This is a genomic window from Streptomyces sp. NBC_00094, assembly GCF_026343125.1.
In the GTDB taxonomy this organism is placed as follows: domain Bacteria; phylum Actinomycetota; class Actinomycetes; order Streptomycetales; family Streptomycetaceae; genus Streptomyces.
Map to the genome: position 1 here is coordinate 6,149,172 of NZ_JAPEMB010000001.1, position 16,565 is coordinate 6,165,736.

Annotated in this window: 12 protein-coding genes; 9 read left to right on the forward strand and 3 right to left on the reverse strand. The window is 69.1% G+C overall.

Annotated features, from left to right (window positions below):
• Positions 1 to 87 precede the first annotated feature (87 nt).
• From OG580_RS27365 to OG580_RS27380, 4 genes are all read left to right on the forward strand, one after another.
• Positions 88 to 2,634, forward strand: a complete 2,547-nt coding sequence (locus tag OG580_RS27365) for a sensor histidine kinase KdpD (RefSeq protein ID WP_267046309.1) — start codon at positions 88 to 90, stop codon at positions 2,632 to 2,634.
• Between the two features lie 143 nt (positions 2,635 to 2,777).
• Entirely contained in the window at positions 2,778 to 3,464 is a 687-nt protein-coding gene (locus tag OG580_RS27370; protein ID WP_024758518.1) for a response regulator, read from the forward strand.
• A 58-nt stretch (positions 3,465 to 3,522) separates the two neighbouring features.
• Complete coding sequence (locus OG580_RS27375) at positions 3,523 to 3,921, forward strand: OB-fold nucleic acid binding domain-containing protein (protein WP_267046310.1); 399 nt, start codon at positions 3,523 to 3,525, stop codon at positions 3,919 to 3,921.
• A gap of 3 nt (positions 3,922 to 3,924) precedes the next feature.
• The gene (locus OG580_RS27380) at positions 3,925 to 4,671 is read left to right on the forward strand and encodes a DUF3159 domain-containing protein (protein WP_267046311.1); all 747 of its coding nucleotides are present in this window, start codon (positions 3,925 to 3,927) and stop codon (positions 4,669 to 4,671) included.
• Positions 4,672 to 4,861: 190 nt separating this feature from the next.
• On the opposite strand, the gene OG580_RS27385 is transcribed toward OG580_RS27380, so the two are convergent.
• Together OG580_RS27385 and OG580_RS27390 are read right to left on the reverse strand one after the other, a co-directional pair.
• Positions 4,862 to 5,539 carry a TrkA family potassium uptake protein gene (locus OG580_RS27385; RefSeq protein WP_267046312.1) on the reverse strand — a complete coding sequence of 226 codons (678 nt, stop codon included), beginning with the start codon at positions 5,537 to 5,539 and terminating at the stop codon, positions 4,862 to 4,864.
• Positions 5,539 to 6,207, reverse strand: a complete 669-nt coding sequence (locus OG580_RS27390) for a TrkA family potassium uptake protein (RefSeq protein ID WP_267046313.1) — start codon at positions 6,205 to 6,207, stop codon at positions 5,539 to 5,541. The genes OG580_RS27385 and OG580_RS27390 overlap by 1 nt, the downstream gene beginning before the upstream one ends.
• Positions 6,208 to 6,441: 234 nt before the next feature.
• Here OG580_RS27390 and OG580_RS27395 point away from each other — a divergent pair, with 234 nt between their 5' ends.
• The 3 genes from OG580_RS27395 (at position 6,442) to OG580_RS27405 (ending at position 12,234) form a co-directional block, all read left to right on the forward strand.
• Positions 6,442 to 8,493: an APC family permease gene (locus OG580_RS27395; protein WP_267046314.1), complete on the forward strand. Its 2,052-nt coding sequence runs from the start codon at positions 6,442 to 6,444 to the stop codon at positions 8,491 to 8,493.
• Between the two features lie 71 nt (positions 8,494 to 8,564).
• The gene (locus OG580_RS27400; RefSeq protein ID WP_267046315.1) at positions 8,565 to 9,893 is read left to right on the forward strand and encodes a class I SAM-dependent RNA methyltransferase; all 1,329 of its coding nucleotides are present in this window, start codon (positions 8,565 to 8,567) and stop codon (positions 9,891 to 9,893) included.
• A 352-nt stretch (positions 9,894 to 10,245) separates the two neighbouring features.
• On the forward strand, positions 10,246 to 12,234 hold the full coding sequence (locus tag OG580_RS27405; protein ID WP_267046316.1) for a serine/threonine-protein kinase: 1,989 nt from the start codon (positions 10,246 to 10,248) through the stop codon (positions 12,232 to 12,234).
• A gap of 411 nt (positions 12,235 to 12,645) precedes the next feature.
• On the opposite strand, the gene OG580_RS27410 is transcribed toward OG580_RS27405, so the two are convergent.
• On the reverse strand, positions 12,646 to 13,071 hold the full coding sequence (locus OG580_RS27410) for a hypothetical protein (RefSeq protein ID WP_267046317.1): 426 nt from the start codon (positions 13,069 to 13,071) through the stop codon (positions 12,646 to 12,648).
• On the opposite strand from OG580_RS27410, the gene OG580_RS27415 reads away from it, so the two are divergent.
• A complete protein-coding gene (locus tag OG580_RS27415) occupies positions 13,049 to 13,945 on the forward strand; it encodes a hypothetical protein (RefSeq protein WP_267046318.1) in 897 nt (298 codons plus the stop codon). The two genes, OG580_RS27410 and OG580_RS27415, sit on opposite strands and share 23 nt — an antisense overlap.
• A 670-nt stretch (positions 13,946 to 14,615) precedes the next feature.
• Complete coding sequence (locus tag OG580_RS27425; RefSeq protein WP_267046319.1) at positions 14,616 to 16,409, forward strand: hypothetical protein; 1,794 nt, start codon at positions 14,616 to 14,618, stop codon at positions 16,407 to 16,409.
• The last annotated feature ends 156 nt before the right edge of the window (positions 16,410 to 16,565 follow it).

A 16,565-nucleotide genomic window follows, 5' to 3' on the forward strand; every position in this document is an offset into this window, starting at 1 on the left:
CGGCCCGACATCAGAATCACGTCAATACCGCACCGGGGCCTCTCCTGGTGTGCGGAATGTCCGATTGGCTGGACGTATGGTCATGCCATGGGACGCGGCAAGCTTCGGATCTACCTCGGCGCTGCGCCGGGCGTCGGCAAGACGTACGCGATGCTCTCCGAGGGACACCGTCGGGTGGAGCGCGGCACGGACTGCGTCGTGGCCTTCGTGGAGCACCACGGACGGCCGCGTACGGAGGTGATGCTGCACGGCCTGGAGCAGCTGCCGCGCCGGACCCTGGAGTACCGGGGGGCCACCTTCACGGAGATGGACGTCGACGCGGTCCTGGCGAGGAAGCCGGCCGTCGCCCTCGTCGACGAGCTCGCCCACACCAACGTCCCCGGCTCGCGGAACTCCAAGCGCTGGCAGGACGTCGCCGAGCTCCTCGCGGCCGGCATCGACGTCGTCTCGACGGTCAACATCCAGCACCTGGAGTCGCTCGGGGACGTCGTCGAGGCGATCACCGGAGTACGCCAGCGGGAGACCGTCCCCGACGAGGTGGTCCGCCGGGCCGACCAGATCGAGCTGGTCGACATGTCGCCCCAGGCCCTGCGCCGCCGTATGGCCCACGGCAACGTCTACACGTCCGACAAGGTCGACGCGGCCCTCTCGAACTACTTCCGCCCCGGCAACCTCACCGCCCTGCGCGAGCTCGCGCTGCTGTGGACGGCCGACCGGGTCGACGAGTACCTCCAGCAGTACCGGGGCGAGCACAACATCCGCTCCACCTGGCAGGCCCGGGAGCGCATCGTCGTCGGTCTGACCGGCGGCCCCGAGGGACGCACGCTCATACGGCGGGCGACCCGGCTGGCCGAGAAGGGCGCGGGCGGCGAGGTCCTCGCCGTCTACATCGCCCGCAGCGACGGTCTCACCTCCGCCTCGCCGAAGGAGCTGGCCGTCCAGCGGACCCTCGTCGAGGACCTCGGCGGAACGTTCCACCACGTCATCGGCGACGACATCCCCTCCGCGCTCCTGGAGTTCGCCCGCGGGGTCAACGCGACCCAGATCGTCCTCGGCTCCAGCCGCCGCCGCACCTGGCAGTACGTGCTCGGTCCGGGTGTGGGCCAGACCGTGGCCCGTGACTCGGGGACCGACCTCGACGTCCACATCGTCACCCACAGCGAGGTCGCCAAGGGGCGGGGACTGCCCGTCTCGCACGGGGCGCGCCTCGGACGGTCCCGGATCCTCGGCGGCTGGATGGTCGGCGTCGCCGGGCCCGCCTGCCTGGCCCTGCTCCTCACGCACGTCGACGCCGACCTCGGCCTCGCCAACGACATGCTGCTCTTCCTCGCGCTGACCGTCGCCGCCGCGATGCTCGGCGGGTTCCTGCCGGCGCTCGCCTCCGCGGCCGCCGGCTCGCTCCTCCTGAACTGGTTCTTCACCCCGCCCGTCCACCGGATCACCATCGCCGACCCGAAGAACATCGTCGCTCTCGTCGTCTTCCTCGGTGTCGCGATGGCGGTCGCCTCCGTGGTCGACCTCGCCGCCCGGCGCACCCACCAGGCCGCCCGGCTCCGTGCCGAGTCCGAGGTGCTGTCGTACCTCGCCGGCAGCGTCCTGCGCGGCGAGACCAGCCTGGACGCCCTCCTCGAACGGGTCCGCGAGACCTTCTCGATGGAGACGGTGACGCTGCTGGAGCGGACGGACGAGGTCGAGCCGTGGACCCAGGCGGCGAGCGTGGGCCCCCACCCGGTCGTACGGCCGGAGGAGGCCGATGTGGACATGCCGGTCGGCGACCATCTGGCGCTGGCGCTGACGGGCCGGGTCCTGCCGGCGGAGGACCGGCGCGTCCTCGGTGCCTTCGCCGCCCAGGCCGCGGTCGTCCTCGACCGGCAGCGGCTCGTGGGCGAGGCGGAGGAGGCCCGGAAGCTGGCCGAGGGCAACAAGATCCGTACGTCCCTGCTGGCCGCCGTCAGCCACGACCTGCGGACCCCGCTCGCGAGCATCAAGGCGTCCGTCTCCTCCCTCCGCTCCGACGACGTCGAATGGTCCGAGCAGGACAGGGCCGAGCTCCTGGAGGGCATCGAGGCGGGCGCCGACCGCCTCGACCACCTCGTGGGCAACCTGCTCGACATGTCCCGCCTCCAGACCGGCACCGTCACCCCGCTGATCCGGGCCGTCGACCTCGACGAGGTCGTCCCGATGGCCCTCGGGGGAGTGCCGGACGGCAGCGCCGAGCTCGACATCCCGGAGACGCTGCCGATGGTGGAGGTCGACAAGGGCCTCCTGGAGCGGGCCGTCGCCAACATCGTCGAGAACGCCGTGAAGTACAGCCCCGAGGGCGAACCCGTCGCCGTCGCCGCCAGCACCCTGGGAGGGCGGGTCGAGCTGCGGGTCGTGGACCACGGCCCCGGCGTGCCCGACGACAGCAAGGACGGGATCTTCGAGCCCTTCCAGCGCTTCGGGGACGCCCCCCGGGGCGCCGGTGTGGGCCTCGGCCTCGCGGTCGCCCGCGGCTTCGTCGAGGCCATGGGCGGCACTCTCTCCGCCGAGGACACCCCGGGCGGCGGGCTGACGATGGTGCTCACGCTCAGGACCGCGCCGGGCGGGCCCCCGGCCGTGGCCGCCGACCTCCCGGCGCACGCGGTGAGCTGAGCGGCGGCCCGTACGCGTACCCGATCCGCGTCCCCACCCGCACCCGTTTCCGTATCCGCTTCCCCACCCGCACCCGCACCCGCACCCCCACCCGCACCCGCACCCGTTTCCGTATCCGTACCGAAGAAGGAAGGTCCCCCTCCATGACCCGGGTCCTCGTGGTCGACGACGAGCCACAGATCGTCCGCGCCCTGGTGATCAACCTCAAGGCGCGGAAGTACGAGGTCGACGCCGCACCCGACGGTGCCACCGCCCTCCGGCTGGCCGCCGAGCGCCACCCCGACGTCGTCGTCCTCGACCTCGGGCTTCCCGACATGGACGGCGTCGAGGTCATCAAGGGCCTGCGCGGCTGGACGAGGGTGCCCATCCTGGTGCTCTCCGCCCGCCAGACCTCCGACGAGAAGGTCGAGGCGCTCGACGCGGGCGCCGACGACTACGTCACCAAGCCCTTCGGCATGGACGAGCTCCTCGCACGGCTGCGCGCGGCCGTGCGCCGCGCCGAGCCGGTCGGCGGCGCCGAGGACGGGGTCGTGGTCGTCGAGACCGAGGGCTTCACGGTCGACCTGGCGGCGAAGAAGGTCCACCGCGACGGCCGGGACGTCCGGCTCACCCCCACCGAGTGGCACCTCCTGGAGGTCCTCGTCCGCAACGGCGGGCGGCTGGTCAGCCAGAAGCAGCTGCTCCAGGAGGTCTGGGGCCCCTCGTACGGAACGGAGACGAACTACCTCCGGGTGTACATGGCGCAGCTGCGGCGGAAGCTGGAGGCCGACCCCTCGCACCCCCGCCACTTCGTCACCGAACCGGGCATGGGCTACCGCTTCGAACGGTGAAACGAATGCCGTACGGAAGGCCGGTCCTGGTGGCAGTGGAGGCCGGTACGCTTTCTGTATGAGTGCTGCACCGCGTACAGAGAAGTCGGCCGGACGGTTCCGCCGGATGCTCGACCGGCTCTCCTCCACCCCGGAGGACCTGGAGTCGGAGGAGCTCCAGGAGGACGCCGAGGCGACGGGGTGCACGCGCATCTGTGACTGCTCCGACCGCCAGATAGTCAAGGTGACTGGTACCTTGCGCACGGTCACGCTGCGTCCCCGCGCCGGTGTGCCCGCGCTGGAGGCCGAGCTCTTCGACGGCACGGCGCCGCTGGACGTCGTCTGGCTCGGCCGCCGCTCCATCGTGGGCATCGAGCCGGGCCGCAAGCTGATCGCCTCCGGCCGGATCTCCATGAGCCACGGCCGGCGGGTCCTCTTCAACCCCAAATACGAGCTCCGACCGCTCGGACAGGAGTAGCCGGTGACGTCGCTCGACAAGCCGACCACGGATCAGGACGCCCAGGCCCCGCAGGACGCCCAGGCTTCGAAGGAGGTCACCGAGGCCGCGCTGTTCGAGGCGTTCGGCGGACTGCGGGGCATGATCGAGACGGTCGTGCCCGGCCTGCTCTTCGTCACGATCTTCACGATCAACAAGGACCTGCACGTCTCGGCGATCGCCGCACTCGCCGTCTCGCTGGCACTCGTCGCCGTCCGGCTGGTCCGCCGTGACACCGTCAAGCACGCCTTCAGCGGCGTCTTCGGTGTCGCCTTCGGCGTCGTCTTCGCGATGATGACCGGCAATGCCAAGGACTTCTACCTGCCGGGGATGCTGTACACCCTGGGCCTCGCCCTGGCGTACCTCCTCACCACGGCCGCGGGCGTCCCGCTGATCGGCCTGATCCTCGGCCCGGTCTTCAAGGAGAACCTCTCCTGGCGCACCCGCAACCCGGGCCGCAAGAAGGCGTACGCGAAGGCCAGCCTGGCCTGGGGCCTGATCCTGCTCGGCAAGTGCGCGATCCTCTTCCCGATGTACTGGTGGGCCGACACGACCAAGTTCGGCTGGGTCCTGGTCGCCCTGAAGATCCCGCCGTTCCTGCTCGCGGTCTACCTCACGTGGGTGTTCCTCGCGAAGGCGCCGCCGCCGATCGACGTCTTCGCCGAGATGGAGGCCGAGGAGCGCGCCGAGAAGGCCCGCAAGGAGGCCGCCAAGGGGCAGCAGGGGGCCTGAGCGGCAACCCCCGTACGTCCGTGTCACGGGGAAGGGCCCGGAACCTGTCACCAGGTTCCGGGCCCTTCCCCGTGCACAGCGCCCTCCGGTCCGTCAGGACGCGGTAGGGCAGGACTCCGTCGGTCCGGGCTCGAGCGGCCCCGGCTCTGTAGGTCCGGGCTCGGTCGGCCCCGGCTCGGTCGGCCCGGGGTCAGGACTCGGAGGGGTCGCGGCGGACCTGCAGCAGGTCCTCCAGCTGCTCCTCGCGAGCCTGCGCGGCCACGAACAGCAGCTCGTCGCCGGCCTCCAGGGTCTCCTCGGGGCTCGGCGTCAGCACCCGCGAACCGCGGATGATCGTCACCAGCGAGGTGTCCTGGGGCCAGGCCACGTCCCCGACCGACGTACCGGCGAGCGCCGACTCCGGCGGGAGCGTCAGCTCGACCAGGTTCGCGTCGCCGTGGCTGAAGCGGAGCAGCCGGACCAGGTCGCCGACGCTCACCGCCTCCTCGACCAGGGCCGACATGAGGCGAGGCGTCGAGACGGCGACGTCCACACCCCAGGCCTCGTTGAACAGCCACTCGTTCTTCGGGTTGTTCACCCGGGCGACGACGCGCGGCACGCCGTACTCGGTCTTGGCGAGCAGCGAGACGACCAGGTTCACCTTGTCGTCACCGGTCGCCGCGATCACCACGTTGCAGCGCTGGAGCGCCGCCTCGTCGAGGGACGTGATCTCGCAGGCGTCGGCGAGCAGCCACTCCGCCTGCGGCACCCGCTCCACCGAGATGGCGGTCGGCGCCTTGTCGACCAGCAGGACCTCGTGCCCGTTCTCCAGGAGCTCGCCCGCGATGGAACGGCCCACCGCACCCGCGCCCGCAATAGCGACACGCATCAGTGACCGCCCTCCTCAGGACCCTCGGCGAAGGCCTCCTCGACCTTCGCGATCTCGTCCGTACGCATCATCACGTGCACCAGGTCACCCTCCTGGAGCACCGTCTGGGAGGTGGGCAGAATCGCCTCGCCCAGTCGGGTGAGGAAAGCGACACGGACACCGGTCTCCTCCTGGAGCCGGCTCACCTTGTGACCGATCCAGGCAGGGGAGGTGTGCACCTCCGCGAGCTGCACGCCACCGCTCGGGTCGCGCCACAGGGGCTCCGCGCCGGAGGGCAGCAGCCGCCGCAGCATCTGGTCGGCGGTCCAGCGGACCGTCGCGACCGTCGGGATCCCGAGGCGCTGGTAGACCTCGGCTCGGCGCGGGTCGTAGATCCGGGCCGCCACGTTCTCGATGCCGAACATCTCGCGTGCGACCCGCGCGGCGATGATGTTGGAGTTGTCACCGCTGCTCACCGCGGCGAAGGCCCCGGCGTCCTCGATCCCGGCCTCGCGCAGGGTGTCCTGGTCGAAGCCCACGCCCGTGACGCGGCGTCCGCCGAAACCGGACCCCAGACGACGGAAAGCCGTCGGGTCCTGGTCGATGACCGCGACGGTGTGCCCCTGCTGTTCGAGGGTCTGCGCGAGAGCGGCTCCCACTCGCCCGCAGCCCATGATGACGATGTGCACGTCCCCTTACCCCGCACTCCTGATCGCCCTGCTGACCTGCGAAAACAACCTGCTCACAACTTTCCTCGCCCGATCGGCCCGGGCCGCGGCGGGCAACGCCCTGCCGGGTTGCCCGGTCCGAGCTTATGCGGCAACGCTGGCGGGGACCGCATCCGAGGTGGTACTCAGGGAGATTCGGTGCGGATCGGGGGTGCCGGTGCGCATGGCGGATTTCGAACGCTTACGATCCTCTCCGTGTCCAAACTGACCGACGTGCCCAAACGGATCCTGATCGGGCGGGCCCTGCGCAGCGACAAGCTCGGGGAAACCCTCCTCCCGAAGCGCATCGCCCTCCCCGTCTTCGCCTCCGACCCGCTGTCCTCGGTGGCGTACGCGCCCGGCGAGGTGCTGCTGGTCCTCTCCGTCGCAGGCCTGTCGGCCTACCACTTCAGCCCCTGGATCGCGCTCGCGGTCGTCGTCCTGATGTTCACGGTCGTCGCCTCGTACCGCCAGAACGTGCACGCGTACCCGAGCGGCGGTGGCGACTACGAGGTCGCCAACACCAACCTCGGGCCGAAGGCCGGACTCACCGTGGCGAGCGCCCTGCTCGTCGACTACGTCCTGACCGTCGCCGTCTCCATCTCCTCGGGCATCGAGAACCTCGGCTCCGCGGTCCCCTTCGTCGTCGAGCACAAGGTGGCCTGCGCGGTCGCCGTCATCATCCTGCTCACGCTGATGAACCTGCGCGGAGTGAAGGAGTCGGGCAGCCTCTTCGCCATCCCGACGTACGTCTTCGTCGCCGGCGTCTTCATCATGATCGCCTGGGGCGCGTACAAGGGGATCGTCCTCGACGAGACCATGAAGGCCCCCACCGCCGACTTCGAGATCAAGCCCGAGCACCAGGGTCTGGCCGGCTTCGCGCTGGTCTTCCTGCTGCTCCGCGCCTTCTCCTCCGGCTGTGCCGCGCTCACCGGCGTCGAGGCCATCTCCAACGGCGTCCCCGCCTTCCGCAAGCCGAAGTCGAAGAACGCCGCCACCACGCTCGCCCTCATGGGCGGCCTGGCCGTCACCATGTTCTGCGGCATCATCTTCCTGGCCATGGCCACCGACGTACGGATGGCCGAGAAGCCCGCCGAGGACCTGCTGCTCAACGGCGAGCCGGTCGGCGCGGGCTACGTCCAGGACCCGGTCATCTCGCAGGTCGCGGCCGCCGTCTTCGGCGACGGAACGTTCTTCTTCATCGTCCTCGCCGCCGCCACCGCGCTCGTCCTCTTCCTCGCCGCGAACACCGCGTACAACGGCTTCCCGCTCCTCGGCTCGATCCTCGCCCAGGACCGGTACCTGCCGCGCCAGCTGCACACCCGCGGAGACCGCCTCACCTTCTCCAACGGCATCGTGCTCCTCGCCGGCGCCGCGGCCCTCCTCGTCTGGGTCTACGGGGCCGACTCGACCAAGCTGATCCAGCTCTACATCGTCGGCGTCTTCGTCTCCTTCACCCTCAGCCAGATCGGCATGGTCCGGCACTGGAACCGGCACCTGAGGGGCGAGCGGGACCAGGCCAAGCGCCGCCACATGATCCGCTCCCGCGCGATCAACACGTTCGGCGCCTTCTTCACCGGCCTCGTCCTCGTCGTCGTCCTCGCGACGAAGTTCACCCACGGCGCCTGGGTCGCCCTGCTCGGCATGGTGATCTTCTACGGCACGATGAGCGCGATCCGTCGGCACTACGACTCCGTCTCCGCGGAGATCGCCGCCGCCGAGGAACGTCCCGACGAGTACGTGCGCCCCTCCCGGGTCCGCTCCATCGTCCTCGTCTCCAAGCTCCACAAGCCCACCCTCCGCGCCCTGGCCTACGCCAAGCTCATGCACGCGAACGAGCTGGAGGCGCTGACCGTCAACGTCGACCCGGTCGAGACGAAGGCGCTCAGGGAGGAGTGGGAGCGGCGCGGCATCAACGTCCCGCTCAAGATCCTCGACTCGCCGTACCGCGAGATCACCCGCCCGGTGATCGAGTACGTCAAGAACATCCGCCGCGAGAGCCCGCGCGAAGCCGTCTCCGTCTACATCCCCGAGTACGTCGTCGGCCACTGGTACGAGCACCTGCTGCACAACCAGAGCGCCCTGCGACTCAAGGGCAGGCTCCTCTTCACCCCGGGCGTCATGGTGACCTCCGTCCCGTACCAGCTCCAGTCCTCCGAGGCCGCGAAGAAGCGGGCCCGGAAGCGCCAGGACTGGAACGCGCCGGGATCGGTCCGCCGAGGCCCCGTCGAGAAGCGCCCGAAGGAACCGACCGCAAAGAACAACTAGACTGGTGGGCTGCCGTCCGAACGGCAGCCCACGGTCACTTCCCCGTACCTCCCCCTTGGAGTCTCCCCGCCATGCAGAACACCCCTGTTTCGTCGTTGGTCGGGGAAGAGTACGAGGTCGAGGTCGGCCCGGTGGCCCACGGCGGCCACTGCATCGCCCGCACCGAGGCGGGCCGCGTCCTCTTCGTCCGGCACGCGCTGCCCGGCGAGAAGGTCGTCGCCCGCGTCACCGAGGGCGAGGAGACCTCCCGCTTCCTGCGCGCCGACGCGATCACGATCCTCGAGCCCTCCAAGGACCGCGTCGAGGCTCCCTGCCCCTTCGCCGGCCCCGGCAAGTGCGGCGGCTGCGACTGGCAGCACGCCAAGCCCGGCGCCCAGCGCCGCCTCAAGGGCGAGGTCATCGCCGAGCAGCTCCAGCGGCTCGCCGGCCTCACCCCGGAGGAGGCCGGCTGGGACGGCACCGTCATGCCGGCCGAGGGCGACAAGCTGCCGCCGGGCGAGGTCCCGCAGTGGCGCACCCGTGTCCAGTACGCGGTCGACGCCGAAGGCCACGCGGGTCTGCGCAAGCACCGCTCGCACGAGGTCGAGATCATCGACCACTGCATGATCGCCGCCCAGGGCGTCTCCGAACTCGGCATCGAGAAGCGCACCTGGGAAGGTATGGCCTCCGTCGAGGCCATCGCGGCCTCGGGCTCCGGCGACCGCCAGGTGATCCTGACCCCGCGCCCCGGCGCCCGCCTCCCCCTGGTCGAACTGGACAAGCCGGTCTCCGTCCTCCGCGTCGACGAGAAGGACGGCGGAGTCCACCGCGTCCACGGCCGCGCCTTCGTCCGCGAGCGGGCCGACGAACGCACCTACCGCGTCGGCAACGGCGGCTTCTGGCAGGTCCACCCGCAGGCCGCCCAGACCCTCATGCTCGCCGTCATGCAGGGCCTCACCCCCCGCAAGGGCGACACCGCCCTCGACCTCTACTGCGGCGTCGGCCTCTTCGCGGGCGCCATCGCCGACCGCGTCGGCGAGCGGGGCGCGGTGCTCGGCATCGAGTCCGGCAAGCGCGCCGTCGAGGACGCCCGCCACAACCTGGCCGGGTTCCCGCGCGTCCGCATCGAGCAGGGCAAGGTCGAGTCGGTCCTCCCGCGCACGGGCATCACCGACGTCGACCTCATCGTCCTGGACCCGCCCCGCGCCGGCGCCGGCAAGCAGACCGTCCACCACCTGGCCGGCCTCGGCGCCCGCCGCATCGCCTACGTCGCCTGCGACCCGGCGGCCCTGGCCCGCGACATCTCCTACTTCGCCGACCGCGGCTACCGCGTCCGCACCCTCCGCGCGTTCGACCTGTTCCCGATGACGCACCACGTGGAGTGCGTGGCGATCCTGGAGCCGGTGAAGAAGGACGCCTGATCTGCGGTTTTGTGGGTGTGCTTTTTGCGCGCTGTGGGCGATATCTTGACGCTGAGGTGACGCTCGTGACGCCCATTTGACGCTCGTTCTGATGGGGTGTCAGGCGATCGTCGGGGAGGGCCGGGCCGCGGCGCGTACCGATGAACAGACGCGCTGCGGCGAAAGCGATGGAGCACGGCGAGCGAAGCTCGTCGGCTCCGTTTCGCTCTTGTGCGATCGATGAGGAAGCGTTGCCGACCATCGCCTGAGAAGGCAGTGCTAATCGCCTCGACGCGCGGCTAATATCCAGCTTCAGTACCGGCATGCGTCCGGCCGCTGGCCTGCTGCACGTCTTAAGGAGATCGGAAGCCCGGTGAGCAGTGCTCGTTCTGGTGGGCGGGTGCTGGCTGCCCACCCCGGTGACCCCAAGCGCGTCGGCCCCTACCGGATCATCGGACGCCTCGGCTCAGGGGGCATGGGCACGGTGTTCGCCGGCCTTGACGCCGCCGGTCTACGGGTCGCGGTCAAGGTCGTCCACCCTGCTCAGGCGGACGACGCGGAGTTCCGGGCGCGCTTCCGCCGAGAAGTGCAGCTCTCCGCCCGTGTCCAGGGCCCCTGCCTCATACCCCTGATCGCGGCTGACGTCGAAGCACCGTCGCCGTGGCTGGCCACTGCCTATGCCCCAGGGCTCACCCTCGATCGGTACATCGCCGCGCACGGGCCGCTGGCCGGTGGAACCCTCTACGCCTTTGCTGCGGGCACAGCCCAGGCCCTCGCGGCCATTCACGCCGCGGGTGTCGTCCACAGGGACGTCAAGCCGCAGAACGTCATCCTGACCCCGGTCGGTCCCCGAGTCCTGGACTTCGGCATCGCTCATGCCGCCGACGGCACATCCGTGACGCGCACCGGCATTCTGACCGGCACCCCAGGATGGATCAGCCCTGAGCACTACCGCACCGGTACAACGGGCCCCGAGGGCGACATGTTCGTCTGGGGCACTCTCATAGCCTTCGCAGCCACCGGTCGTGCGCCCTTCGGCGGGGGAGCCCCCGACGCGGTCGCCTACCGGGTCATGTCCGAGGAACCTGATCTGCGTGGCCTTCCTGGTGAACTCCACGCCATCGTGAGCAGCGCTCTTGCCAAGGAGCCGGGGGACCGAGCCACAGCGTGGGACGCTGCCGAGACATGTGCCGTTCTCCTCGCAGCCCAGGCCACACAGGTCGCGCCGACGGGTGCGGAGCCGACACTGGTGGGCGATCTCGTCGCTGCCCAGTGGGACGTCCCCACTCCGGACGACCCGAACTGGAGACGTCCTGCCCGTTCCAGCAGACGACTCGTCGGCATCGCGGCGGTGGTGGGCACTGTCATAGGTGGCCTGGCGGGTGGAGCGCTGGCCCTGCAGCCCGACAAGACGGAGACGGCTTCGACGAGTTCCCCTCCTCCCGCCGGCGCATCCCCCAGCAAGACCGCCACCATGCCGGCTTCCGCTTCACCCGCAGCAAGCTCCCAGGCTGTGGTGGACGCCGCGTCATCCCCTACTCCTGCGAACGCGGACGAGGCGACGATCGACACGTGGCGTGCAGCTCGTCGTGCCAAAGGGGAAGTGGAGATCGAGACCGAGGCCGCACTCGGGCACGACCTCAGCTACGGCATGGGCGAGGAGTACAACTACAGCGGTCAGTACGACGTGGGCTACGCCCCGTCTCGGAGAGAGCTCTACATAGCTATCAGCGGCCCGGCCGTGGAGTCACGTGTTGTGCAGGGAGTAGCCAAGAACGCCTGCCTCACCTTGCGCATGATGGCGGGCATCTACAAGTCCCTTCCGTACGACGAGTACGTCTTGGTCGACAACACCACGTCCACGGCGCCGGCGATCGTGTGGGAGGACGACTTCCGTGCCAACACCGGCTGCATCACGCAGACCATCGACCGCACTGCCGCCGACCCCGGGCAGGAGCCGAGCTGGCACCCCGCCGAAGAAGGACTGGCCGCGGCCCAGATCCCCAGCGTCGACAAGCGCGAAATCAGAGTGGCAACCGAGGCGGTCCACCAGCTCTTTGTCGACTGGAACGCCAACTCCCGTCTGTTCGAAGACCCCCGCTACATCAGCGACCAGAACACCAGCATCGGCTTCGCTCCGCACGAAGGCGTGATGTACGTGTGGGCCACGAAGCCCGAGTGGGACCAGAGCACGCGAGAGGAGTGGGCAGAGGCCGCCGCCGGCGTTGCCTGCCGGACAGTTCTCGCGGAATCTCGCGCGGGGCAGGCATGGGGCTACGCCCAGTACGCGGTGGCGGTACTTGACAGCGCTGGAGGCACGGAGTTCCTTCGCTGGGGCACGGCCGGCAGCTGCACGAGTTGACCTCGTCTCAGGCCAGCATTTGTTGCGTCCGGTGGAGGTCAGCCGAACGCAAGGTTTGTAGAGGCCGAACGCAGGACCTTGGATCTGCCAGCCCAGCGAGTGCGCCCCGCTGGGCTGGCATCGAGGTTCGGTGAGGTTTCAACTGAGGGGCCCTACACCCATTGGTGTGCCGCGCAGCTTCGCTGCCGAGTGTTTAGAAGGCACTTGGTGGGTGGGGGAGTGGGATGGCTCTGACCTGAGCGGATGGGTGACGGCGGTGGCCGCTCCCGAAAACCTCGGGCGTTTTCGGGACGGCGGGGCTGTGGAACGGTCCTTCCGGGTAGGGGTGCAGGAGTGCGTCCTCGGTGGTTGCGGACACCGTTTTTGCCGAACTCCGGAGTTCGAACGTCGTCTGACGGGCCGGCAAGGTGGCTACACCGACCAGAGCTTGGTGTAGTTCTCGATTTCCTCGGCCGTCAGTCTGCTGACGCCCTCGATGCGCATCGCTTGTGTGTCCCAAGGTTTCGTGTCCTGCAGCAGAGGGGTGAGCAGCACTGCGAGCGTCACGCTTTCCTCCGGTAGGCCGGTTGCCTGCGTCACTTCGTGGTGTCGGAGAAGGACGTACGACATGAAGGCAGTCTGTACGTACGGATCGTGGCGAGTGGCGCACCCGAGGACGAGCTGCCGGGTGCCGGTCGGCTTGATGACGCGACGCCAGCGCCACTTGATCCCCCCGTTGGGGGCATTGTGGACGTCGCCAAGCATGTCCAGGAGCAGCCTGCCCCACTCCTCGCGCAAGCTGACGGGGAGGCCCGCGTCGACCTCGGATAGCAGTGTGAGCCGGTTCTTCTCGGTCATGCCCTCTTTCATTGTGCTGGTGGCGATGTCTTCGAGAATCATCCGGGTGACCAGGTGGGCTTGGTTGGCACCGGATCCCACCGGATCCCACCGGCGCCTGAGGCAGCAGCGGCGCAGAGAGGTGGTCACCGCCGAGCACGAGGACGGCCGGGTTGACCTCTCCCGGCGTGGCCGCGAGGTCCTTGGCGGCCAGTTCGTAATAACGGACGGGCTCTTCGCCGAGGGGCACCGGGGGCAGTTCGGCCACGCGGAACAGATAGTCGAGCACCGCCGTGGCCGACCGGAGCTGGTCGAAGAGGAACTCCCAGTCCCTCCTGATCAGGACGACGCTCGGGATGCCTGTGAGTTCGCAGTCCACGATCACGTCCGTGGGTACGTGGTCGTGGTCGAGGACGACGACCACCAGCCATTCGTAGTCGCCGCCATGAACGGTGATTGTGCGGCCGCGCCCGTTCACGAGGTCGGCGGCCTGCGTCCGCAGATTGCGCACCGTGCCTTTGGCCTGTCGCGCCGCCTTGCGTCCTCGGCTCTGCAGCCAAGACTGCTCTCCGGCGTCGTCCTTGTACGCGCCCTCGCGGCTCTTGATCTGGACACTCGCACCACGGCCGTCAACCAGAAGCAGGCGATCGCCGAGTTCGCGCTGCCCAGATGCGACCTTTCTGATGGCCGAGCGGTAGACAAAGTCGGGAAGCCCCCACATTGCTGCCGCTCGGTGGGTTGCGAGCTCGGCGCCAGTCCCCTGATCGACGTCCGGAGGCAGGGACAGCGCGGCGGGCACTGTTCGCACGCCCAGGCCGACAGGCGTGTCGACGACGAGTTGCAGGACCTGCTTGCCGTCGGTGTTGGTCGGCTTCGACTCCTGGTGCTCCATTGACTCATTAGAGGTGAGCACGGTCTTGTGCCGCAGACACTTTCACGAAGAGCCGTCAGTGTCGCAGTAGCTTGGCGATCGCTCGTGCCGCGCTTCGTGCCGGGCGTCCCACGCCGACGAGGGAGGCGGGTCCGGTCCAGGCGTCGTAGCCGATGAGGTGGAGGTGGGGCTCGGTAAGGGCCTGGGTGCCCGACGAGGGGATGTGGCCTTGGGGGGGCAAAGCAGGCTCAGTGGAGCCAGGTGTGCCAGGGCGGTACGGAGCTGCGTACCGGATGATGGCGTCCGCCTCGGCGGTCATGACGTCTGGCCGCTCCACGCCGTCGCCGTGAGGTGGGTGAACATTGGCTGGGCCTTGAAGAGTCCAGCATCACGGGCTGCGCGCACTGGGGGCACGGCGACGATGTCGCCGGCGGAAGCCGCAAGCTGCCCAGGCCCGCTCACGCGCGTGGGAGAGGGGCATGTTGACTCCGTGGGACCAGCTCGTGGACGGAGATTGTGGATGGGCTTCGGGATGGGAGCCCTGGGGGAGGGCCAGCAGGCAACCCCTGAACTGGAGGCATGGTTCGGATGGCAGATGAGGGAAGCGTGCTGGCGGCGTACAGGGAGCTCGGTGATCAAGTCGATCTAACTGGTTCGCTCCAGCGGCAAGGCATGCGGCCGATAGAGTGACCCAGTGACGCAGAGTTCTGATCTCTCACCATCGGTGGCCGACCTGTCTCGGCTGATCCCAACCGTTGTCCCAGTTGCCGAGGCCGACCCCGAGCTCGTCGCCGTAGGCGAACGGTATTGGGCCCTGGCGGGCTTCACACCCGAACTGGGAACCCCCGTTTGGTCCGAGAAGGCGAAGGACATCAGCGTCGCAGGCTGGGGAAAACAGCTCTACGTGGTGGCCGCCGCAGGAGTGCGGGCCACGGTGCCAGAGCGAGCGTGCCCTGACTGTGCCGGCCCGCTCAGCCTCACCTCCCGAACGGCCTTCCAGCAGGTCATCGACGGCCACGATCCGGCGTGTGTGGAATGCACCCCGTCCTTGGTCGCGGCAATCGAGTTCGTCACGGACCCGTCCAGGAAGACGAAGCGAGAGAAGGCCCAAGCTCAGGCCCGTGCCCAGCAGGTCGCCGCCGGTGCACGAGATCGGTGGGCAACCGCACAGAAGGAAGCCCTCACGGAGAAGTACCCGGCCTCCTTTCCCTGCGCCGGCGAGTTCCCGCATGTCGGCGTCAAGGAGATGGTGGCCACTCTGGCGCTTCTGCGGTACGCGGCTTCGACCTCGCCGATTTCCCAGGTTGGCGACTGGGTGACACCTCTGTACCCGCAGGCTGAGAAGATCTACTCGGTCGTCGCCTCCACCGTCCACGCGGACCTGCTGGCTATCGACCCCGGCAGCCCGCCGAGCGCCTTCACCTGGGAGCCGGCATCGTTCGAGCAGGCAGTTCAGGACGCCGGAGGCGACCTTGACGCCGTAGCGTCCCCCCGGCTCACTGGTCAGTTCTATCCGCTGAAAGCCAGACTGTTCGCTCCCCCAGGCCCGAGCGCCGGCATCGCCGTGAAGAATCTGGATGCTCACCTCGCGAAGGAGCTCCGGCCTGCGGCCATGAACGCGGGTCGTCAGGATGATCTCCTCGCGCTTGCCCAGGAGCTCATCGCAGGCGAGACGATCCGCTACTTCAACAACCGTCTGGTCGAGCTCAACCTGCCTGCGGTGCCGGACAATCACACGGCTCGGCTTACCGAGGCCGCCGAGAAGGTCGCAGGGCACCGTTCCATCGGCGAGAGTTACAACCTGGCGTGGCGAGCCACCCGCGCCGCCGCCGAGGCCGCCCAGAGGAGCCCTTACGCTCCCCGGGCGAACATGACCACCCACGCTGTGAACCAGTTCGAGAACCTCGCCAAGCAAGCCGTCGACGACCCCGACTGGGTCATCAAGCCGTTCAGCGAGATCCAGCGTCACGGAGTGGCTGCCATGACCCGCGTCCTGTTCTACACCGTGCTCGATGTCAACCCGGTCGAGGCGACCGTCCCCTCGCTTCGCTTAGCGCTCCCGGCACCATCAGTCGAGCGTGTCCCCGCCCAGGCGGCCGCAGGTACCCCCGAATGGGAGGACGTCGACCTGGCCTGGCTTGATGCCAACCCTGACGGCTGGGACCCCCGGGCGGTTCTGCTGCTCCTTGAGGCGCTTGCGAAGCACGAGGGCTTGGCGCCCGAATGGGAGGTGGACGAGCGGGTTGTGGCCCGCGGGGCGACTCACCTGAGGAACCTATACGAGAACCTTGCGCCTCTCCTGGGGGAGCGCCATGCGGCTATGGCGGTGTTCGCCGCCTCGGAGCTCCTGACACACCCGATTAGCGTCACCTCGGTTCCGTATACGAGCGGCAAGTGGATTCAAGAGGGGCTGGCCCAGTTCTTCGCTTTGGAGCACGAGGGCCCTGACGACCAAGGCCCGCTCGGTGACGTACCCGAGGAGGGATGAGTGGAATCCGAGCGACGCGGAGTGGAATGCCCTGGCTGGACCGCATGCCAAAGAGACCGGCCCTCGTCGGTGCGGGCGTGTCTGCCTCCGACCTCCTTCTGTGCGGCTTCGCCCGAACTGGGTGTCGTATCCTGCTAGTTCGCTGATCCTCCCGTC

Bases quoted from the DNA above. Each gene is read 5' to 3' on its own strand.
- OG580_RS27400 (WP_267046315.1), top strand. From the start codon at position 8,565: ATGCAGAACACCCCTGTTTCGTCGTTGGTCGGGGAAGAGTACGAGGTC.
- OG580_RS27385 (WP_267046312.1), bottom strand. From the start codon at position 5,539: ATGCGTGTCGCTATTGCGGGCGCGGGTGCGGTGGGCCGTTCCATCGCG.
- OG580_RS27370 (WP_024758518.1), top strand. From the start codon at position 2,778: ATGACCCGGGTCCTCGTGGTCGACGACGAGCCACAGATCGTCCGCGCC.
- OG580_RS27375 (WP_267046310.1), top strand. From the start codon at position 3,523: ATGAGTGCTGCACCGCGTACAGAGAAGTCGGCCGGACGGTTCCGCCGG.
- OG580_RS27365 (WP_267046309.1), top strand. From the start codon at position 88: ATGGGACGCGGCAAGCTTCGGATCTACCTCGGCGCTGCGCCGGGCGTC.
- OG580_RS27410 (WP_267046317.1), bottom strand. From the start codon at position 13,071: ATGACCGAGAAGAACCGGCTCACACTGCTATCCGAGGTCGACGCGGGC.